Below are 17741 nucleotides of genomic sequence, written 5' to 3'. Positions count from 1 at the left end.
TTCGGAAGGAAGTACATGAGCGACACCCAGGACAACGGCCCCATCAGCGCGCAGGGCGTGGACGAGAAGGCCGCGGCCGGCTGCCCGGTCGCGCACGACTCGGTGACCGCGCACGGCAGCGAGAGCGAGAACCCGGCGATCGACTCGCCGACCCCGAAGACCGGTGGTCGTCCGCGCACCAACCGGGACTGGTGGCCCAACCAGCTCGACCTCTCGGTGTTGCACGCCCACTCGTCGAAGGGCAACCCGCTGGGTGCGGACTTCAGCTACGCCAAGGAGTTCGCCAAGCTCGACGTCGAGGCCCTCAAGCGCGACATCGTCGAGGTCCTCACCACCTCGCAGGACTGGTGGCCGGCCGACTTCGGCCACTACGGCGGCCTGATGATCCGGATGAGCTGGCACGCCTCCGGCACGTACCGCATCGAGGACGGTCGGGGCGGCGCCGGCGACGGTGGGCAGCGGTTCGCGCCGCTCAACAGCTGGCCGGACAACGCCAACCTGGACAAGGCCCGCCGGCTGCTCTGGCCGGTCAAGCAGAAGTACGGCCAGAAGATCTCCTGGGCCGACCTGCTGGTGCTCGCCGGCAACGTGGCCCTGGAGTCGATGGGCTTCAAGACCTTCGGCTTCGGCTTCGGTCGCGAGGACGTGTGGGAGCCCGAGGAGATCTTCTGGGGCCCCGAGGACACCTGGCTCGGCGACGAGCGGTACGCCTCCGAGAAGGAGATGGCGGTCGGCGTCGGTTCGACGGAGATGGGTCTCATCTACGTCAACCCGGAGGGCCCCCGCGGCAACGCGGACCCGGCGGCGGCGGCGCACTTCATCCGCGAGACCTTCCGCCGGATGGCGATGAACGACGAGGAGACCGTCGCCCTCATCGCCGGCGGTCACACCTTCGGCAAGACCCACGGCGCCGGCGTCGCCGACGGCCACGTCGGCGCGGAGCCCGAGGGCGCCCCGCTGGAGGCGCAGGGCCTCGGCTGGCTGAGCACCCACGGCAGCGGCAAGGGCCGTGACACGATCACCAGCGGCCTCGAGGTGACCTGGACCGACCAGCCGACGCGGTGGAGCAACCGGTTCTTCGAGATCCTCTTCGGCTACGAGTGGGAGCTCACCACGAGCCCTGGTGGCGCGAAGCAGTGGGTCGCCAAGGATGCCGAGGCGATCGTCCCGGACGCCTTCGACCCGTCGAAGAAGCACCGGCCGACGATGCTCACGACCGACCTGTCGCTGCGCGTCGACCCGGCGTACGAGAAGATCTCGCGCCGCTTCCTGGAGAACCCCGACCAGTTCGCGCTGGCCTTCGCCAAGGCGTGGTACAAGCTGCTGCACCGCGACATGGGCCCGATCGAGCGCTTCCTCGGGCCGTGGGTGGCCGAGCCGCAGCTCTGGCAGGACCCGGTGCCGGCCGTTGACCACGAGCTGGTGGGCGACGCCGACATCGCCGCCCTCAAGGCCAAGGTTCTGGATTCTGGTCTCACCATCGACCAGCTGGTCTCCACCGCCTGGGCCTCTGCCGCGAGCTTCCGGTACACCGACAAGCGCGGTGGCGCCAACGGCGCGCGGATCCGCCTCGAGCCGCAGCGCAACTGGGAGGTCAACCAGCCCGAGCAGCTCGCGTCGGTACTGAGCACCCTGGAGGGCATCCAGCAGGAGTTCAACGCCGCCGGTGGGGCGAGGATCTCGCTCGCCGACCTGATCGTGCTGGCCGGCTCGGCAGCGGTCGAGAAGGCGGCGCGCGACGCGGGTGTCGAGGTGACCGTGCCGTTCCGGCCGGGCCGCACCGACGCCACCCAGGAGCAGACCGACGTCGAGTCCTTCCGGGTCATGGAGCCGCGCGCCGACGGGTTCCGCAACTACCTGCGCCCGGGTGAGAAGACCCAGCCGGAGGTGCTGCTCGTCGACCGTGCCTACATGCTGAACCTGACCGCGCCCGAGATGACCGTCCTCGTCGGCGGTCTGCGGTCGCTCGGCGCCAACACCGGCGGCAGCCAGCACGGCGTCCTCACCGACCGGCCCGGTGTGCTCACCAACGACTTCTTCGCCAACCTGCTCTCCCCGGGCACCCGGTGGAGCGCGTCGAAGTCCGACGAGCACGTGTACGAGATCCGGGACCTGGCCACCGACGAGGTGAAGTGGACCGCCACCGCGGTCGACCTCATCTTCGGCTCCAACTCCCAGCTGCGGGCCCTCGCCGAGGTCTACGCCAGCCAGGACGCGCGCGACAAGTTCGTGCAGGACTTCGTCGCGGCCTGGACGAAGGTCATGGAGCTCGACCGGTTCGATCTCGCCTGATCCTGCGCTCACCGACGAGCCCCGGCCGATCCGTCAGCGATCGACCGGGGCTCGCCCGCGTCCTGCCGCCGCCGAAGACGCAAGGCCCGTCAGCCCAGCCCGGACAGGTACTCTCTGCGTCGCTGCGGCTCGAACTTCTCGATCGCGTACCGCAGCATGACGCGCGGCATGACCCGGTGATGCCGGGCCAGGAACTCCTCCTCGGCCGCCCGGTCGCGGTTGCCCACCTCGCGCAGCATCCAGCCCACCGCCTTGCGGACCAGGTCGTGCGGGTCGTGCAGGAGCCGTTCACCCAGGCGGAACGTCCAGTCGAAGTCACCGATCCTGATGAAGGCGAAGGTCGCCATGATGGCGATGCGCCGGTCCCACACCAGGTCCGACGCGGCCAGGCGATCCAGGACGCTCCGGTCCTTGTCGATCAGCCACGGCCCGAGGATGTACGGGGCGGACGAGTCCACCAGGTCCCAGTTGTTGATGTGGTCGGTGTTGTCCAGCAGGAGGCGGACGACGCGGCCCCGTTCCTCCTCGTCGCCCCGGGCGAACTTGCGGACCAGGACGAACAGTGCCGTCAACCTCTCCTCGTGCACGTCGCTGGTCAGCAGCTCCGCCGTGCTGGTCAGGGAGAGTTCGCGCCAGTACCGGGCGGCCACCCGCCGCTGTTCGGGTACGGAAACCCCGATCGCCCGGTCATCCTCGCCGTAGCCGCCCGGGCCCAGTTGGAGGAACCGGCTCGATCCGGCCGCCCGGGCCGGGTCGGCGAGGCTCGCGAGTTCGCGTCGGACGTCGGCGGGCGTGGCCATGTCCGTGCAACCTACCGGCCGCATCCGACGGTTCCGCCGTTCTCGGCGGATTCGGTCGGCGGCGCGCGGTTCGAGGGACGGTAGGTGGCCGACGAGTTTGGGATGCTGTGCCCGTCTATCTGCCGACAGCACCTGACGTGAAGGAGCACCGCGATGGCGAAGGTCATCTCCACGCTGTTCATCTCGGCCGACGGCGTGGCCGAGATCGACCCCGACTGGCACTTCCCGTACTTCGACGACAACATGGGCCGCGCCGTCACCGAGGACTACGACACGTCCGACGTGCTGCTCATCGGCCGGGTGACCTACGACAGCTTCGCCGGAGCCTGGCCCGACCGGGAGGCGGCGGGTGGCGAGGACGCCGGGTTCGCCAAGCAGCTCGGGGACGTGCGCAAGGTGGTCGTCTCCCGCCAGCCGCTGGAATTCTCCTGGCGCAACTCGGAGGTCATCGACGGCGATCTCCCGGCGGCCGTCGCCGCGCTCAAGGCCGACGCCGGGATCAAGGGCATCCTCATTCCCGGGTCGATCTCCGTGGTGCAGCAGCTCCTCGCCGCCGGGCTGGTCGACGAGCTGCGTCTGCTGGTGCACCCGGTGGCGGCGCGCAAGGGCCGCAGGCTGTTCGACGACGGCGACACGCCGTACCACCTGCGGGTGATGGCGACCGAGGTGTTCCCGACGGGCGTGCTCCGCGTGATCTACGCGCCGACCGACGCGCCCGGCGCGGTCGGCTACGACGACGTCAAGGACCAGGTGCCCGCGGGAAACTAGGCGACTCGGCCGCCCATCTCGCCGGCCGCCCGACGCCTGGTCCGAGCCGGCCCCGTCGCTTGCCGCGACGGGGCCGGCTCGATCTCGTACGGGCTCGGACAGCTCGGCCCGGGTGGACGTCGGGGATCGCCCGCGGTCAGGCGATCGTGCAGGTCGCGCCGTTGAGAGTGAACGAACTCGGTCGGGCGGTGTTGCCGGTGTGGGTGGCCTGGAAGCCGATGGTGACCGATCCGCTCGGCGGGATGCTGGCGTTGTAGGCGACATTCCGGGCCGTCACCTGGCCGGACGCGGGGGAGTAGGTCGCGTTCCAGCCCGAGGTGACGCTCTGCCCGCCGGGCAGGGTGAAGACGAGCGACCAGCCGTTGACGGCGCTGGCGCCGGTGTTGGTGATGGTGAGGTTCTCGGTCAGGCCGGTGTTCCAGGCGTTGATGGCCACGCTCACGCGGCACGCGCCGGAACTCGGCGGCGGCGTGGTGGGGTTCGGCGGCGGCGTGGTCGGGTTGGGCGGCGGCGTGGTCGGGTTCGGCGGGGCGGTCAGGCCGAAGAAGGCGACGGCGGCAGCGGCCATGCCGCCGGCGGGCAGGCTGTGCCCGGCGCCCTGGATGCTGTACGCCTCGACCTGGACGGTCCCGCTCGCGTCGGCGTACCGACGCCGGTTCCAGTTGGTCTGCGGCGTGTCGGTCGAGGTGGGTGTCTGGCTGAGCCCGAACACGTTGGTCCACTGCTCGATGGTCTCCTGCAGCAGCGAGTACGGCACGAGGGTGTCGCTGGTGCCGTGCCACAACTGCACGCGCGGGCGGGGGCCGGAGTAGCCGGGGTAGGCCTGCCGGACCGCGTCACCCCACTGTTGCGGCGTGCGGTTCATGTTCCCGCCGGTGCACTGGCTGCTCCCGGGCGGATAGTCCGCCGCGTTGGCGAAGCAGTTGTAGGGGACCCCCATGAACGCCGCGCCGGCCTTGAACACGTCGGGGTACAACGCCAGCATGTGGTTGGTCATCATGCCGCCGGACGAGCTGCCGGTGGCGTACACCCGGTCGGGGTCGCCGCCGTACTGCTGCTGTGCGTAGCGGATCATCGAGATGATCGACACGGGGTCGCTGCCGCCGCCGCGGCGCTTGGCGGCATCCGACCAGGTGTCGAAGCAGTTGCCGAAACCGGCCTGCTGGGTGGCCGTCGGGTAGATCACGATGAACCCGTACCGGTCGGCCTGGGCGGCGAATTCGCTGCCGGAGTAGAAGCCGGGGCCCGACCCTCCGCAGCCGTGCATGGCGACCACGATCGCGGGTCTGGTCGGGCGGGTGTCGGGCACGTAGACGTGCATGCGCATCCGGCCCGGATTGTCGCCGAAGCTGGTCACCTCGGTGAGCGACGCGGCGTACGCGGGCTGGAGCGCGGGTGCCACCAGGCCGGCCGCCGCCAGCGACGTGACCAGGGCGAGCAGCAGTTTCCTTCGGATTTTCACGGGGACGACTCCTTCGATCACCTGTGCGGGTTGCGTGTGGTCGCGGGGCGGTCACGGGTGCGCCCGACTGCCCGTGGTGATCGCGCCTCGCCCACTACGTGTGCTTGCCCGGTGCCCGGCTCCGTGCGGCGTCGCGTAGCAGATAGTGTTCCTCGCGGTCGCCGAAGTGTCAATCGACGTACCTCAATTGCATGCGTGGTCGTGCCCGCCGCGACGGGCCCGGCGGCACGGGCCCTCCGTCTACAGTCGGTGCACCGTCCCTGAGCCGAGCCGGGAGCGCCTGTGGCAAGCCCCTTCACCATCGAGGAGATCTATCCCGACGACGGGGACGACCCGCCGCGGCTGCCCCGGCGGCAGGCCGGCAGCTCGCCGCAGGATCTCGCGGTGACCCTGCTGGCCGACTACACCCTGCGGTACCGCGCGCGGATCCCGTCCGCCGCCCTCGTCGCGCTGCTCGCCGAGGCCGGGGTGAGCACGGCCGGAGCCCGCGCCGCGATCAGCCGCCTGGCCCGTCGGGGTGTGCTGGAGGGCAGCAGGGAGGGACGGCGCAGCTCCTACCGGATCAGCCGCGCCGCCGCCGCGAACCTGTCCAGCGGAGGCAGGTGGATCCTGGCCGCCACCACCGAGGTCACGGCGTGGGACGGATGCTGGACCCTCGTCGCCTTCTCCCTGCCGCAGGATCACAGCACCCAGCGGCGGGCCCTGCGTGGCCAGCTCCGCTGGCTCGGGTTCGCGCCGTTGTACGACGGGCTGTGGATCTCGCCGTACGAACTGGGCGCGCAGGGCAGGGCGAAGCTCGCCCGGTTCACCCTCGGCGCCGTCACGGTGTTTCGCGGGCGACAGGCGGCGCTCGACGTGATCGGCCAGCGCGCTCCCATCGACGCCTGGGACATCGAGGCGATCGCTCGGCACTACGAGGAGTTCCTGCGACGGTGGACGCCCCTGGTGCCCATGCTGCGATCCGGAGCCGTCGACGGCGCGGCGGCGGTGCGGGCGCGTACCGAGGTCATGGACACCTTCCGCCGGTTTCCCACCCTCGACCCCCGGTTGCCGCTGGACCTGCTGCCGGCGGGATGGCTCCGACGGCCGGCCCGGGAGCTGTTCGAAGCCGTCTACGACGGCCTCGCCGAACCCGCCGCGCGCCACGTCCGGTCGGTCGTCGCGCGGTTCGTCGACGGCACGCAGCCCGGCATCCAGGCGCACACCACCGCCGACCTCCTCGCCGGAGTACTCCGTGCGGACCCGGCTCCGGACCCGGGCGGTGCATCGGCGACGGTCGAGAGCTGCGCGACCTGAACGGGAACTGACGGGGTCTCCCCACCGGCGACGAGGTGTGTACCTTGTGGAGAACGCGCAGCGCTGGGGAGGCCGGATGACGTCACGCGGTGCAGACCTTTCGGCGGCCGACCGGATCGACACCTCCGTCGCGCACCCTGCCCGTCGGTACAACTACCTGTTGGGTGGCAAGGACAACTTCGCCGCCGACCGGGAGTCCGGCGACGCGCTCGCGGCCGCGATGCCCACCATCCGGCTCGCCGCCGTGGAGAACCGGATGTTCCTGCAACGCACGGTGCGCTTCCTGGCGCAGCACGGCGTCCGGCAGTTCCTGGACATCGGGACCGGCATCCCGACCGCCGACAACACCCACGAGGTCGCCCAGGCCATCGAACCGTCGGCACGGGTGGTCTACGTCGACAACGACCCGATCGTCCTGGCCCACGCCCGCGCGCTGTTGTCCAGCACGCCCGAGGGGCGGACGGCCTACCTCGACGCCGACCTGCGGGAACCGGACAAGATCCTCGCCCATCCCGACCTGCGCACGACACTGGACCTGACCGAACCCGTCGCGCTGATGTTGGTGGCCATCCTGCACTTCATCCGCGACGACGAGGACCCCAAGGGCATCCTCGATCGGCTCATCGCGGCGCTGCCGTCCGGCAGCTACGTGGTCGCCTCGCACGTGACCTGGGAATACCTGCCGCCCGCCGCCATCGCTCAGCTCGAAGCCAACAACCGCGACGGCCGGTTCCAGGCCCGGACGACCGAGCAGTTCGCGGCCCTTCTCGACGGGCTGGAGCTCGTCGAGCCCGGCGTCGTGTCCGTGGCGCGGTGGCACGCCGACGACGCGCCGCAGCCGCGTCCGTCCGTGCAGGACGTGTCGTTCAACGGCGCCGTCGCCCGGGTCCGGTGACGACGACCGCCACCGAAGCCGGTGCCGCGGTCGCTCAGCGGGTCTTCTTCGTCGGCCGTTTGCGGGGCGGCGTCAACAGGTCGGCGATCGCCGCGATCGCCGACGGCACGATGCGGTAATACGCCCAGACGCCGCGCTTCTCGCGCTCGATCAGACCGGCCTCGGTGAGAATCCGCAGGTGATGGCTCACGGTCGGCTGAGAGAGGTTGAGCGGCGCGGTGAGGTCGGTGACCGAGGCCTCGCCCTCCGGGGCGGCCTGGATCAGGCTGAGCAGTCGCAGGCGGGCCGGATCGGCGAACGCCTTCAGCACCCCCGCGAGCCGCTCGGCATCCGCGCGTTTGATCGGCTCACCGGCAAGCGGCGAGATGGCAGGCATGGCAGTATCGGCAGTTCCCACGACAGCCATCGTTCCACCAACCTGGGGAACAAAGCGGCGGAACCGGACAAATCCCCGAGCCGATGCTGTGCTCATCACAACACCATCGACGCGTGTCGTGGCCGGGTGGGCCAGCTGTCAGGGCAGGCTGATCGTGTACTCGGCGGTCTGGACCTTCCCGTCGACCTGGAAGTCGAAGAAGGCCCGGTACCGGCCGGAGCTGGGGACGGTCAGCCAGAACGCGACCGCGCCGTCGACGAGCTCCTGCTCCGGGTGGACGTGCACGTACCCGAGGTCACCCTCGCGAACGACGACCAGGTGCCCGTACGCGCCGAGGTACCGCTGCGGCTGGACCGGCCCGGCGGCGTCGGTGCGCGTGAGCTGGAATCGCACCGGCGCCGTCACCCCGGCGGTGGGCGTCCCGGTCATCGACACCGTGAACGGTCCGGCCGTCGCCTGCGCCTGGGCCGGTGGCAACGCGGCCGGGGCGTACGCGCCCGGCACGTGGTGGTCGACGCCCAGCACGAGGGGCACCTGTCGACCGTCGGGGGCGCTGACGGAGAAGTCGGCGAAGACGCGGTAGCCGCCCGGCCGGGCCAGTGTCAGGGGGACGCTCCAGGTGCCGTCGGGCGCCATCGTCGGGTGCAGGTGCTGGTAGCCGCCCAGGTCGCGACCCACCACGATCAGGTGCAACGGCTTCTCGTGCACGACGGCGAAACGCGTCGCCGGCTGCCGGTCGGTCCCGACGATCCGGAACCGGTAGTCCGCGCGTACGCCGGGCGGCTGGGTCCGCTCCAGGGGCTGCAACGTGTAACCGCCCGCGCTTACCGTCGTCCCGGTCGCCAGCGTCTCACCCGCGCTGACGTCCCCCGGATGGGAGTGCGGCCCGGTCCCGGGCGCGTGGTCGTGCCCGTTCCCGGCCGACAGGGCCTCCCCGGAGCCGGTCGGCACTCCGCCGGCGGCCGCGGGCCGACGCGCGTCACCGGCCGGCGACGCGTCGCCGGTGCCGATGCGAGCGAGCCCGAAGCCGGCCAGCAGAGCCACCACCAAGCCGCCGACGAGCAGCGCCAGGTGGGTGTTGGTCAGCCGTGACGCGCCTACCACGCTGCTGTCCTGCGCCTCGGGCCGCGGCCGGTCGGCGGGCGACGTGTCCTCCGGTGTGGCCAGGGCCCGCGCGGACGGCGCCGGCCGTCCCGCCGGCGCGGACTCAACGACGACCGGACTCCGCGCGCTGGCGAGCGCGCCGCTCCTGCTCGCCGCGGGTACGGCGGCACTTCGCTGTCGGCCACCGGCCGCGCGACCGCCGCCGGCGGTCGCCGCGCTCGTGCCGGCGGTCGCCGCGTTCTTGGCGACGCTTGCCGCACTCCTGCTCGCGGTTGCCGCGCTCCTGCGGGCGACGGGCTTGCGTGCCGAGGGTGCGACGCGACCACCCCGGCCGGTCGGAGCCTTCGACGGGCGGGCCCGGCCAGGCGGTCCACCCGCCGTCGACGAGCGACGACGCCACGCGACGAAGCCCGCCACCGCCGCCAGGACCGCGACCGCCCCGCCGACCCAGAGCAGCGCGCCCGGGCCGCTTCGCCCATCCGAGGGTACGGCGGGAGCCGCCTGCGCTGTGCTCGGCGATCCGGCGGGCGCCGCCGAGGCCACCGGCTGCTGCCCCGTGGACGCGTGCTGGTCGATGGCGGCCAGAAGCGCGGGGTCGGGCTGCTGGGTCGGCGGTTGCCAACCCTGCGGCGCCGTGGTCGCCCGGCCGGTGTAGCGGAACGTCATCGTGCCGCGCACCGCGTCACCGTCGGAGGCCACCGACAGGTAGCTCACCGAATACTGGCCGGCCGCCGGAAGGTGCGCGACCGACACCACCGCCGGAAAGCCCGTCGTGTACTCGCGTGGCTGGAACTGGCCGTCGACCAGGAAGTACTCCCGCACCGGCTTGGTCAGCGCCTTCGGCTCCCCGTACGTCCAGCCGTTGTCGACACGAACGCCGTTCGGCGCGGTGACCGTGAAGTACGCGTTGGCGCCGACCTTCTCCGTGAAGTACAGCGCCACCGACGTCAACGGCCCCTGCACCGTGGCGCCGCTCTCGGGAGTGGACATCGCGAGCGTCCCGTGAGCTGCGGCGGGCTGAGCGGACGCGAGGAGGGTGACCGCCGTGGCGAGGGCGAGCGCGAGCAGGCTTGCGATCAGCCGGCCGAGACTCTGGGGGAGACGACGCATCTGAATATCCTCACCGGGGTGAGGCTTTTTTCACAAGGAGCTGATCTTTTTTCACGGAAGGCAAAAGTTGGCGCCGCTCCGCTCGCTCCGGCTGGCCGACGCCGCGAGAAGCCACGACCGTCGCCGAGCGGACGCGGCCCCGGACCACGCCCACGCGTGGCCCGGGACCGTCGCTTCAGCAGGTCGCGGGTGGAATGCTCTGCTCGTACTGGAAGACGTTGTGCGGGTCGTACTTCGCCTTGACCTTGCGCAGTCGGTAGAAGTTGGACCCCCAGTAGGCCGACTCCCACTCCGCCATCCCGATGTTCGGCACGTTGACGTAGGCGCCGTCGACGTACGGCCGCAGGGCCTGGCTGAACTCCGCGATCCAGGTCTGGGCGATCGGGGTGAGGGCCTCGCCGCTGTCCGGCTCCCCGCGGGTGCCCCAGCCGGTGCCCGGCTCGGAGTAGAAGAGCGCGTCGCGGTGCGGGAACGCGGAGCCGCCACGGGGTTCGTGCGCCTGGGCCCCGCGACCGAACGCCTGGAGGAAGAAGTTGCTGTCGTCCGTGGGCGCCTCCTCCATGAAGGCGCGGACCACGCTGATCGCCTTCTTCGGGAACGGCCTGTTGGAGAACTGCGAGAAGAACTTCCAGTTGGCGGGCTCGTCCTCGGTCGGGATCTGGAAGCCCGTGTAGATCTCGCCCCAGCCCCCGGTCTGTACGGTGACCTCGGGATTGCCGATCGAGAGGATCGGCTCCAGCAGCTCCCGCGCCTCCGCCTCCGGACCGTCAGCGAGCACCGCGAACAGCAGGATCTCGGACTTGTGGATCTCGACCTGGGTCCCCAGGCGGTAGTCGGTGAACGGAGCGACGCGCTGCCAGGTCTCGAAGATCTCCTCCAGGTCGCCGAGGCCGTCCCAGGTCGCCTGGAGGTAGGCGACGCTGCGCAGCGGCGTCACCCGGTAGGTGAGCGAGGTGACGATCCCGAAGTTGCCGTTGCCTGCGCCGCGCAGGGCCCAGAGCAGGTCCTCGTGGTTGTGCAGGTCCACCTCGATCGCCTTGGCGCCGTTGGTGCCCCACGCGACGACGATCTCCGCCCCGATCAGGCTGTCGCAGGCCATCCCGAGGTAGCGGGTGAGGAACCCGAGACCGCCGCCGAGGGTCGCGCCGGACAGGCCCACGCTTCCCTCCGTGCCGGTCGTCACCGCGAGGTCGTGCTCGCCGAGCGCGGTGACCGCCTCCAGCTGGTTGAGCCCGGCGCCCACCCGTGCGATGCGGCTCGCGTAGTCGATGTGGGTCGACTTGAGCTCGCTCACGTCGATCACGATGCCGTTGTCGACGTTCGACCAGCCCTCAAGGCTGTGCCGGCCGCTGCGTACCCGCAGCGCGACGTCGTTCTGCCGCGCCCAGGTCAGGGCGTTGACCACGTCCTGGGTGTTCTGCGCGAAGACGATGACCAGCGGGTAGCGGACGAACAGCTCGTCCCAGCCGAGGCTCGCGTTCGCGTACCCGGGATCCTGAGGGCGGACGATGCGGCCGGTCAGCTCCGCCGGCGGATACTCCGCGGTGGAAGACGGCCCCGGGCCGCCGTCGGCCGCGAATCCCGGGGCGCCGGCGGCCACGATGCCGGGGAAAACCGCGGCCCCCGCGCCGACGGCCGCCGTCGCCTTGAGTACTTCGCGACGACGTAGGTCGCGCATGGTCCGATCCTCTCGATGTGGGTTACGCCAGCGATCGACCAGAGCGACTCTGGTTCAGTGGCACGCAACTCACGGTATTACGGGAGAGTTATTCGGAGATGAGCCTTTTTGTCCGAAAACCCAGTCGAGTGATCGGGGTGGGCCGGCTTGGGGCGGCCCGCACGGCTGGGCCGTCACGCCACGGCGTGCAAGTCGTGCGGGGACGAGTGCACTGGCGGCCAGCGGAAATCCTCATTACGGTGTGACTGGGTCAAGTCACGCGCCCATCCTGTCCAGGATCTCCAACGGGAGGCGGGTGCCCATGATCGACCGCGTAGAGATGGCGATCCAGCCTCCGCGGGCGACATCGACCCGATTCGCTCGTCACTACCGGAGTGGGTTCTGGGGCCCGGCTGTCCCGGAACGGCCCTTCTCCGTGGCCCGTTACACCGAGCCCATCAACTCGTCTGCCCCGTTCTCCGCCGACCGGTTGATCGTCGCCCCGGCGGCCTATGTCGACATGGACACCGCCCCGCTGCTGGGGGCGGCGCTGACCAACGCCCTGGACCGCCACCCCGACGTCTGTTGCGATCTCGCGGCTGTCGACTTCTTCAGCGCCGCAGGGGTCCACGTCCTGCTCCTGGCCGCCGACCGGGCGAAGCGGGGCGGCTCCCGCTTCTCGATCAGGGGTGCCGGCGGTATCACCCAGCGTGTACTGCGCATCACCCAGGTGGAGCACCTGTTCGAGCGAATCGCCTCCTGCTGCGAGGCAGTGAAGACGGGCTCTGGTCCTGCGTGGCATCCGGCTGACGCCACGCAGGACCGTCGCGGTGTCAGCCGGCCGTACAGGAGCGGATCTGCGGTCGGGCGCTGCTGTTGCCGTTGAACATCGTGGTGAAGCCGAACGTGTTGCCGCCGCCGTTGGGTCGTACGGTCATGACGTTGCCGCTGCTGTCCCAGGTGGCGCTGCCGTTCCAGATGGTGGAGACCTTCTGCGGCGAGGTGAGGGCGACCACCACGGTCCAGGTGTTGGTGCCGCTGACGGTGACCGAGGTGTTGTACCGGTCACCCCAGACGTTCGTCGTCGTCGCCGTCGCGGTGCAGCTGCCGCCGGACGGCGGCGGGGTCGTGCTGCTGGGCGGGGGAGTCGTGCTGCCCGGTGGCGGGGTCGCGCCGTCGGGTGCGACCGCGCGACCGGTGGACGGCGAGATCATGCCGGGGCAGAGGTTGCGGCTGGTCAGGTTGGCCACGATCTGGCCGATGGCGTCCCGGGTGTTCTGGATCCCGTCGTGCATGAGGATGACCTGGCCGGCCTGGAGGCGGCTGGCGTTCGACACGATCTGGCTGACGCTCGCGCCGTTCCAGTCCTGTGAGTCGACATCCCAGATCACCTGCCGCATCCCGAGCGACGAGGCGACCGACTGGAGGGTCGAGTTGGTTTCCCCGTACGGCGGCCGGAACAGCTGGGGCCGGATGCCGGTCGCGGACTGGATCGCCGAACTCGTCTGGGACAGGTCGGACTGCATCTGGGACTGACTCATCGACGTCATGTGGGCGTGGCTCCAGCTGTGGTTGCCGACCCACATGCCGGCGGCCACCTGTGCCTGCGCCGCCGACCTGTTGTTCTGCACGTTCTGCCCGATGTTGAACATGGTGGCCCGTACGCCGTTGGCGCGCAGCACGTTCAGCAGTGCGCTGGTGCTGCCGGTCGGACCGTCGTCGAAGGTGAGGCCGACGTAGCCGTTGCAGGTGGCGGCGCTCGACGGGGTGGCGGTGGCCACGACGACGATGCCGCACGTCGCGACGGCGGTGGCGAGGATGGACAGCGCCGCACGTAGTCGCCTCGACCGTACGAGCGTGCCAGCGGAGACAGTGCTCATCTGTGCCCCTTCTACCGGTCCGAACGTGCCCCGGTGTGCGGGCGGCATGGTCCGGTCCGGACGTGTGGGTGGTGGGTGGGGAGATCGACCGAAACCCGCCGGAAGCGGGATCGCATCGACCAGAATGGATCGAAGTATTACAGCGAGAATTCCGACGCGTCAACAATTTCCGGAACCCGCGCCGATAGCCACCCGGAGCTGTCCTCGCGTCACCGGACCGATCCGGAGCAGCCGGGATGTCGCCGCAATGGCGATCCGGTGGCTGCGGCGGTGGGGCTGATCGCCTCGGTATTCAGGGCGGCCGGACGGTCGTGATCCGGAAACCTCCCGGAATTCCCGACGGAGATCCGACCAATCAACGAACGGCTTCGCCGAAGCATCCGTTGTGGAGAGATTGATCAGGGCCGTGGCCAGGCTCGACAGTTCGTCAAGTGCGCGGGGGTCGCCAGGCGGCTCCGCAATCTTTCCGGTAAACGTTGACAGTCCGCCGACGTACTACCAATACTTCCGCCATCGACAGACCTTGACGGGTGTCGATTCGGGTCGCTCGCGGCGACCTGGTCTGCCGGGCGGCGACGGCAGGCGGCCGCACCTTGGCCAACGGTCTCACGCAGGGCGAGCTGACCGCCGGCCGGATCGCCCCGCACGGCGGGCTGGGCGGTCCGGCCGCCGGATCGGATCACCGTGGGCGCCCGCGGTGGTGCCGCGCGTACCGCCCGACTTCGACGACGACCTCGTTGATCGGGTTTGTCCTCGATCGAACGAGATCGTTGACATGTGTCGCGAATCCATCTTTGATGGTCGATGTTGTTTCCTCGTCGGTCCGGTCGGGCGCTGGGTCGTCCGGCGTGGGGTCGGGCCGTTCGATGCCCCGACCTTGGAGGACGGATGCGAACCTTCGCCCGAGTCAGACCACGACGGCTGGCGCCGGCGTTTGCCGCGGCGATGCTGCTGGCCGTGGCGGTCGGCGTGCCGGCGTCGGCCGCGGGCCCGTCAACCGTCGTCGGTGTGGCGTCCGGTCGGTGTCTGGACGTGGTGGGCAACTCACGCACACCCGGCGCCGGCATCAACATCTACGACTGCGTCGGCCAGGCCAACCAGGCGTGGACGTTCACCGCCGCCGGCGAGTTGCGGGTGTACGACGCGACGATGTGCCTGGACGTGGTCGGCCAGGACACGAGCGCGCCCGCCGCGCTGCAGATCTACGGCTGCACCGGCGGCGCCAACCAGCGCTGGCGGATCAACGCCGACGGGAGCATCTTCGGTGTCCAGTCCGGACTCTGCCTGGACGTGACCGGCGGGGGCACCGCCAACGGCACGACTGTCGGCCTCTGGACGTGCAACGGGCAGGCCAACCAGCGCTGGACGTCGTCGCTCGGCAGCACCGACAGTCAGCCACCCACACCGCCCGGCAACCCTCGGGTGAGCGGGCTGACCTGCAACTCGGTGACCTTCGCGTGGAACGCCTCGACGGACAACGTCGCTGTGGCGTTCTACGACATCTATCACGATGGCCAGCTCATGACCTCGGTGAACGGCGGCACCCTGTCGGCCAGCCTCACCGTCGTCCCCGGAGCGAGTTGGGGCCTGTACGTCAACGCGCGTGACGCCGCCGGGAACGTGTCGCAGGCCAGCGCCACCGTGACGATCACGCCGCCGCCCTGCCAGGCCGACACCGTGCCGCCGAGCACGCCGACGCAGCTCACCGGCACCGCGTCGGGGACCACGGTGACCCTGCGCTGGGCCGCGTCGAGCGACAACGTCGGGGTCCGGGCGTACGACGTCTACCGCGGTGGCGTGAAGATCGGCACTGTCACGGGCGCCCCGCCGGCCACCACCTTCACCGACAGCGGCCTGGCGGCGAACACCACGTACCAGTACCAGGTCCTCGCCCGCGACGGGCAGGACAACGCCTCGGCGCGCAGCGCCTCTGTCTCGGTGAGCACCGGCGCCACCTGCGCCAACCCGGTGTGCACGGTGCGGCAGGTCACCACCGACACCGACATCCCGTGGGGGCTGGTGACGCTGCCGGACGGCACCGTCCTCTACAACCGCCGCGACGCGCACGACATCATCCATCTCAACCCCACCACGGGGGCGAAGACCACAGTGGGCACCGTGCCGAACGTGCAGAGCACCGACGGTGAGGGTGGCCTGCTGGGTCTCGCGATCTCGTCGACCTTCGCCAGCGACCGGTGGCTCTACATCATGCACACCTCGCCCAGCGACAACCGGATCGTCCGGATCAAGATGGAGAACGACCGGCTCACCACCGCCAGCGAGCAGGTCCTGCTCAGCGGGATTCGGCGCAACAAGTTCCACGACGGCGGTCGCCTGCGGTTCGGCCCGGACGGCAAGCTGTACGCCAGCACCGGCGACGCGCAGAACGGCGCCTACGCCCAGGACCGCTCCACCCTTGAGGGCAAGATCCTGCGCCTCAACCCGGACGGCAGCGTCCCGGCGGACAACCCGTTCGGCAACTACGTGTGGAGCTACGGGCACCGCAATCCGCAGGGGCTCGCGTTCGACTCGCAGGGCCGCCTGTGGGAGCAGGAGTTCGGCAACTCGATCATGGATGAGACCAACCTGATCACGCGAGGCGGCAACTACGGCTGGCCGGCCTGCGAGGGCACCAGCGGCACCTGCGGCACCGCCGGCTACATCGCGCCGGCCCGCACCTACCCGACCGCCGAGGGCTCCTGCTCCGGCATCGCGATCGTGCGCGACGCGCTCTACGTCGCCTGCGCCCGCGGTACGCGGATGTACCGCGCCGTGATCAGCGGCAGCAGCCTGACGAACGTGCAGACGTACTTCAGTGGCACCTATGGCCGGCTGCGGACGGTGGAGCCGGCGCCCGACGGGGGACTGTGGCTCACCACCACCAACACCGGTGACAAGGACAGCACCCCGAACAACAGCAACGAACGCGTCCTGCACGTCACCCTCGGCAACTAGCGCCCACGTTCGCCGACGGCCACCGCGACGATCCGGTGGCCGTCGGTGCACTTTCGGCGCTGTGTCGCGGCCACGGCCGTCGAGGGTTCGGCGAGCGTTCACACCCCGCTTGTGGCGAGGTCATCGCGCCGGATCGCCTCCCACCTAGCCTCACCAGGGCATCTGCACCTGAAAGAGCTGAGGTTTGCACCATGTCCCTACGTCACGTTCTGGCGGGCCTTGCCGTTCTGCCCGCGCTCGCCGTTCCGGTGGCCGCGCACGCGTCAACCGTCGACAGCGCCAGCGCGCCGCACCCCCGGAAGACCCATTTCGACCTCCAAGCCCACCGCGGCGGCATCGGCATGACCACCGAGGAGTCGCTGGAAGGCTTCGGCAAGGCGATGCGTCTCGGTGTCACCACACTGGAGCTGGACACCCAGATCACCAAGGACCAGAAGGTGGTCGTCAACCACGACCGCCAGATCAGCGCTCAGAAGTGCGCCGACACCGCACCGGTCACGGCCGGTGAGACGATGTACCCGTACGTCGGCAAGTACATCAAGGACCGGGCGCGCCCGAGCAGACCGCGCCTCGCGAGCTGTTCGTCCGGCGGGTCTTCGAGGAGATCCACTCCTCCGGCATCGAGAAGCAGGTCACCATCCAGTCGTTCGACTGGGGTGCGCTGAGCCAGATGCACCGGCTCGCGCCGAAGTGGCCGCTGGTGGCCCTCACGAACTACGACTTCCTCCAGGTCGGCCAGCCGGGCGCGTCCCCCTGGCTGGGCGGGATCGACGCTGACGACTACGACGGTGACTTCGTGAAGGCCGCCGCCGCCATTTCAGGCGTCACCGCCCTGTCGCCCAACTACGGATTCCCGCAGAACGGGACCATCAGCGACCCGAACTTCCGCTTCTACCCGGACGCGACCATGGTGGCCGAGGCGCACGCCCGGGGCCTGAAGATCATTCCGTGGACCTGCGACGACCCGGCCACCGTGTCCGCGCTGATGGACATGGGCGTCGACGGGATCATCACCAACTACCCCAACCGGGTCCGGGCGATCATGGCCGAGCGTGGCATGCGGCTGCCGAAGAGCTACCAGCCCCGCCACTGACCGGCACGCCCGATCCGGGGCCGGTCCCGTGAGCCGCCTGGCGCGCTCGCGGG

General features: G+C 70.4%; 14 protein-coding genes. 8 read left to right on the top strand and 6 right to left on the bottom strand.

Annotated features, from left to right (window positions below; genetic code table 11):
* The first annotated feature begins 15 nt into the window (after window positions 1–15).
* Complete coding sequence (katG, locus tag ABZU53_RS15300) at window positions 16–2292, top strand: catalase/peroxidase HPI (protein WP_355066422.1); 2277 nt, start codon at window positions 16–18, stop codon at window positions 2290–2292.
* 89 nt (window positions 2293–2381) lie between these two features.
* Here katG and ABZU53_RS15295 read toward each other — a convergent pair whose 3' ends face one another.
* A complete protein-coding gene (locus tag ABZU53_RS15295) occupies window positions 2382–3092 on the bottom strand; it encodes a DNA alkylation repair protein (RefSeq protein WP_355066421.1) in 711 nt (236 codons plus the stop codon).
* Window positions 3093–3245: 153 nt separating this feature from the next.
* Here ABZU53_RS15295 and ABZU53_RS15290 point away from each other — a divergent pair, with 153 nt between their 5' ends.
* The gene (locus tag ABZU53_RS15290) at window positions 3246–3860 is read left to right on the top strand and encodes a dihydrofolate reductase family protein (RefSeq protein WP_354855461.1); all 615 of its coding nucleotides are present in this window, start codon (window positions 3246–3248) and stop codon (window positions 3858–3860) included.
* A 136-nt stretch (window positions 3861–3996) separates the two neighbouring features.
* On the opposite strand, the gene ABZU53_RS15285 is transcribed toward ABZU53_RS15290, so the two are convergent.
* Window positions 3997–5322 (bottom strand): PHB depolymerase family esterase, encoded by a 1326-nt coding sequence (locus ABZU53_RS15285; protein ID WP_355066420.1) that lies wholly within the window; start codon window positions 5320–5322, stop codon window positions 3997–3999.
* Window positions 5323–5604: 282 nt separating this feature from the next.
* Between ABZU53_RS15285 and ABZU53_RS15280 the strand changes: the two genes are divergently transcribed.
* Together ABZU53_RS15280 and ABZU53_RS15275 are read left to right on the top strand one after the other, a co-directional pair.
* Entirely contained in the window at window positions 5605–6618 is a 1014-nt protein-coding gene (locus ABZU53_RS15280) for a PaaX family transcriptional regulator C-terminal domain-containing protein (RefSeq protein ID WP_355066419.1), read from the top strand.
* A gap of 76 nt (window positions 6619–6694) precedes the next feature.
* Window positions 6695–7513 carry an SAM-dependent methyltransferase gene (locus tag ABZU53_RS15275; RefSeq protein ID WP_355066418.1) on the top strand — a complete coding sequence of 273 codons (819 nt, stop codon included), beginning with the start codon at window positions 6695–6697 and terminating at the stop codon, window positions 7511–7513.
* Between the two features lie 34 nt (window positions 7514–7547).
* Here ABZU53_RS15275 and ABZU53_RS15270 read toward each other — a convergent pair whose 3' ends face one another.
* The 3 genes from ABZU53_RS15270 to ABZU53_RS15260 form a co-directional block, all read right to left on the bottom strand.
* On the bottom strand, window positions 7548–7919 hold the full coding sequence (locus ABZU53_RS15270) for a metalloregulator ArsR/SmtB family transcription factor (protein ID WP_354855751.1): 372 nt from the start codon (window positions 7917–7919) through the stop codon (window positions 7548–7550).
* 108 nt (window positions 7920–8027) lie between these two features.
* A complete protein-coding gene (locus ABZU53_RS15265) occupies window positions 8028–10103 on the bottom strand; it encodes a copper resistance protein CopC (RefSeq protein ID WP_355066417.1) in 2076 nt (691 codons plus the stop codon).
* Window positions 10104–10278: 175 nt separating this feature from the next.
* A complete protein-coding gene (locus tag ABZU53_RS15260) occupies window positions 10279–11781 on the bottom strand; it encodes an FAD-binding oxidoreductase (RefSeq protein ID WP_355066416.1) in 1503 nt (500 codons plus the stop codon).
* 301 nt (window positions 11782–12082) lie between these two features.
* Between ABZU53_RS15260 and ABZU53_RS15255 the strand changes: the two genes are divergently transcribed.
* On the top strand, window positions 12083–12646 hold the full coding sequence (locus ABZU53_RS15255) for an STAS domain-containing protein (protein ID WP_355066435.1): 564 nt from the start codon (window positions 12083–12085) through the stop codon (window positions 12644–12646).
* On the opposite strand, the gene ABZU53_RS15250 is transcribed toward ABZU53_RS15255, so the two are convergent.
* The gene (locus ABZU53_RS15250; protein ID WP_354855747.1) at window positions 12594–13640 is read right to left on the bottom strand and encodes a polysaccharide deacetylase family protein; all 1047 of its coding nucleotides are present in this window, start codon (window positions 13638–13640) and stop codon (window positions 12594–12596) included. The two genes, ABZU53_RS15255 and ABZU53_RS15250, sit on opposite strands and share 53 nt — an antisense overlap.
* A gap of 888 nt (window positions 13641–14528) precedes the next feature.
* On the opposite strand from ABZU53_RS15250, the gene ABZU53_RS15245 reads away from it, so the two are divergent.
* The 3 genes from ABZU53_RS15245 to ABZU53_RS15235 all read left to right on the top strand — a co-directional run bounded on the left by ABZU53_RS15245 (window position 14529) and on the right by ABZU53_RS15235 (window position 17688).
* Window positions 14529–16595: a PQQ-dependent sugar dehydrogenase gene (locus tag ABZU53_RS15245; RefSeq protein ID WP_355066415.1), complete on the top strand. Its 2067-nt coding sequence runs from the start codon at window positions 14529–14531 to the stop codon at window positions 16593–16595.
* Between the two features lie 191 nt (window positions 16596–16786).
* The gene (locus tag ABZU53_RS15240) at window positions 16787–17260 is read left to right on the top strand and encodes a glycerophosphodiester phosphodiesterase family protein (RefSeq protein WP_355066414.1); all 474 of its coding nucleotides are present in this window, start codon (window positions 16787–16789) and stop codon (window positions 17258–17260) included.
* Window positions 17173–17688, top strand: coding sequence for a glycerophosphodiester phosphodiesterase family protein (locus ABZU53_RS15235; RefSeq protein ID WP_354855756.1), 516 nt, complete (start codon window positions 17173–17175; stop codon window positions 17686–17688). The genes ABZU53_RS15240 and ABZU53_RS15235 overlap by 88 nt, the downstream gene beginning before the upstream one ends.
* Window positions 17689–17741: the final 53 nt, after the last annotated feature.

It is taken from the genome of Micromonospora sp. NPDC005194, assembly GCF_040608335.1.
GTDB lineage: Bacteria > Actinomycetota > Actinomycetes > Mycobacteriales > Micromonosporaceae > Micromonospora.
Note: the sequence above shows the minus strand (reverse complement) of the source record. Positions and strands in the feature narration are given on the sequence as shown.

Excerpts from the sequence above, each read along its gene's own strand:
- katG (WP_355066422.1), top strand. The coding sequence starts at position 16 with ATGAGCGACACCCAGGACAACGGCCCCATCAGCGCGCAGGGCGTGGAC.
- ABZU53_RS15295 (WP_355066421.1), bottom strand. The coding sequence starts at position 3,092 with ATGGCCACGCCCGCCGACGTCCGACGCGAACTCGCGAGCCTCGCCGAC.
- ABZU53_RS15290 (WP_354855461.1), top strand. The coding sequence starts at position 3,246 with ATGGCGAAGGTCATCTCCACGCTGTTCATCTCGGCCGACGGCGTGGCC.
- ABZU53_RS15275 (WP_355066418.1), top strand. The coding sequence starts at position 6,695 with ATGACGTCACGCGGTGCAGACCTTTCGGCGGCCGACCGGATCGACACC.
- ABZU53_RS15270 (WP_354855751.1), bottom strand. The coding sequence starts at position 7,919 with ATGGCTGTCGTGGGAACTGCCGATACTGCCATGCCTGCCATCTCGCCG.
- ABZU53_RS15265 (WP_355066417.1), bottom strand. The coding sequence starts at position 10,103 with ATGCGTCGTCTCCCCCAGAGTCTCGGCCGGCTGATCGCAAGCCTGCTC.
- ABZU53_RS15260 (WP_355066416.1), bottom strand. The coding sequence starts at position 11,781 with ATGCGCGACCTACGTCGTCGCGAAGTACTCAAGGCGACGGCGGCCGTC.
- ABZU53_RS15255 (WP_355066435.1), top strand. The coding sequence starts at position 12,083 with ATGATCGACCGCGTAGAGATGGCGATCCAGCCTCCGCGGGCGACATCG.
- ABZU53_RS15250 (WP_354855747.1), bottom strand. The coding sequence starts at position 13,640 with ATGAGCACTGTCTCCGCTGGCACGCTCGTACGGTCGAGGCGACTACGT.
- ABZU53_RS15245 (WP_355066415.1), top strand. The coding sequence starts at position 14,529 with ATGCGAACCTTCGCCCGAGTCAGACCACGACGGCTGGCGCCGGCGTTT.
- ABZU53_RS15240 (WP_355066414.1), top strand. The coding sequence starts at position 16,787 with ATGTCCCTACGTCACGTTCTGGCGGGCCTTGCCGTTCTGCCCGCGCTC.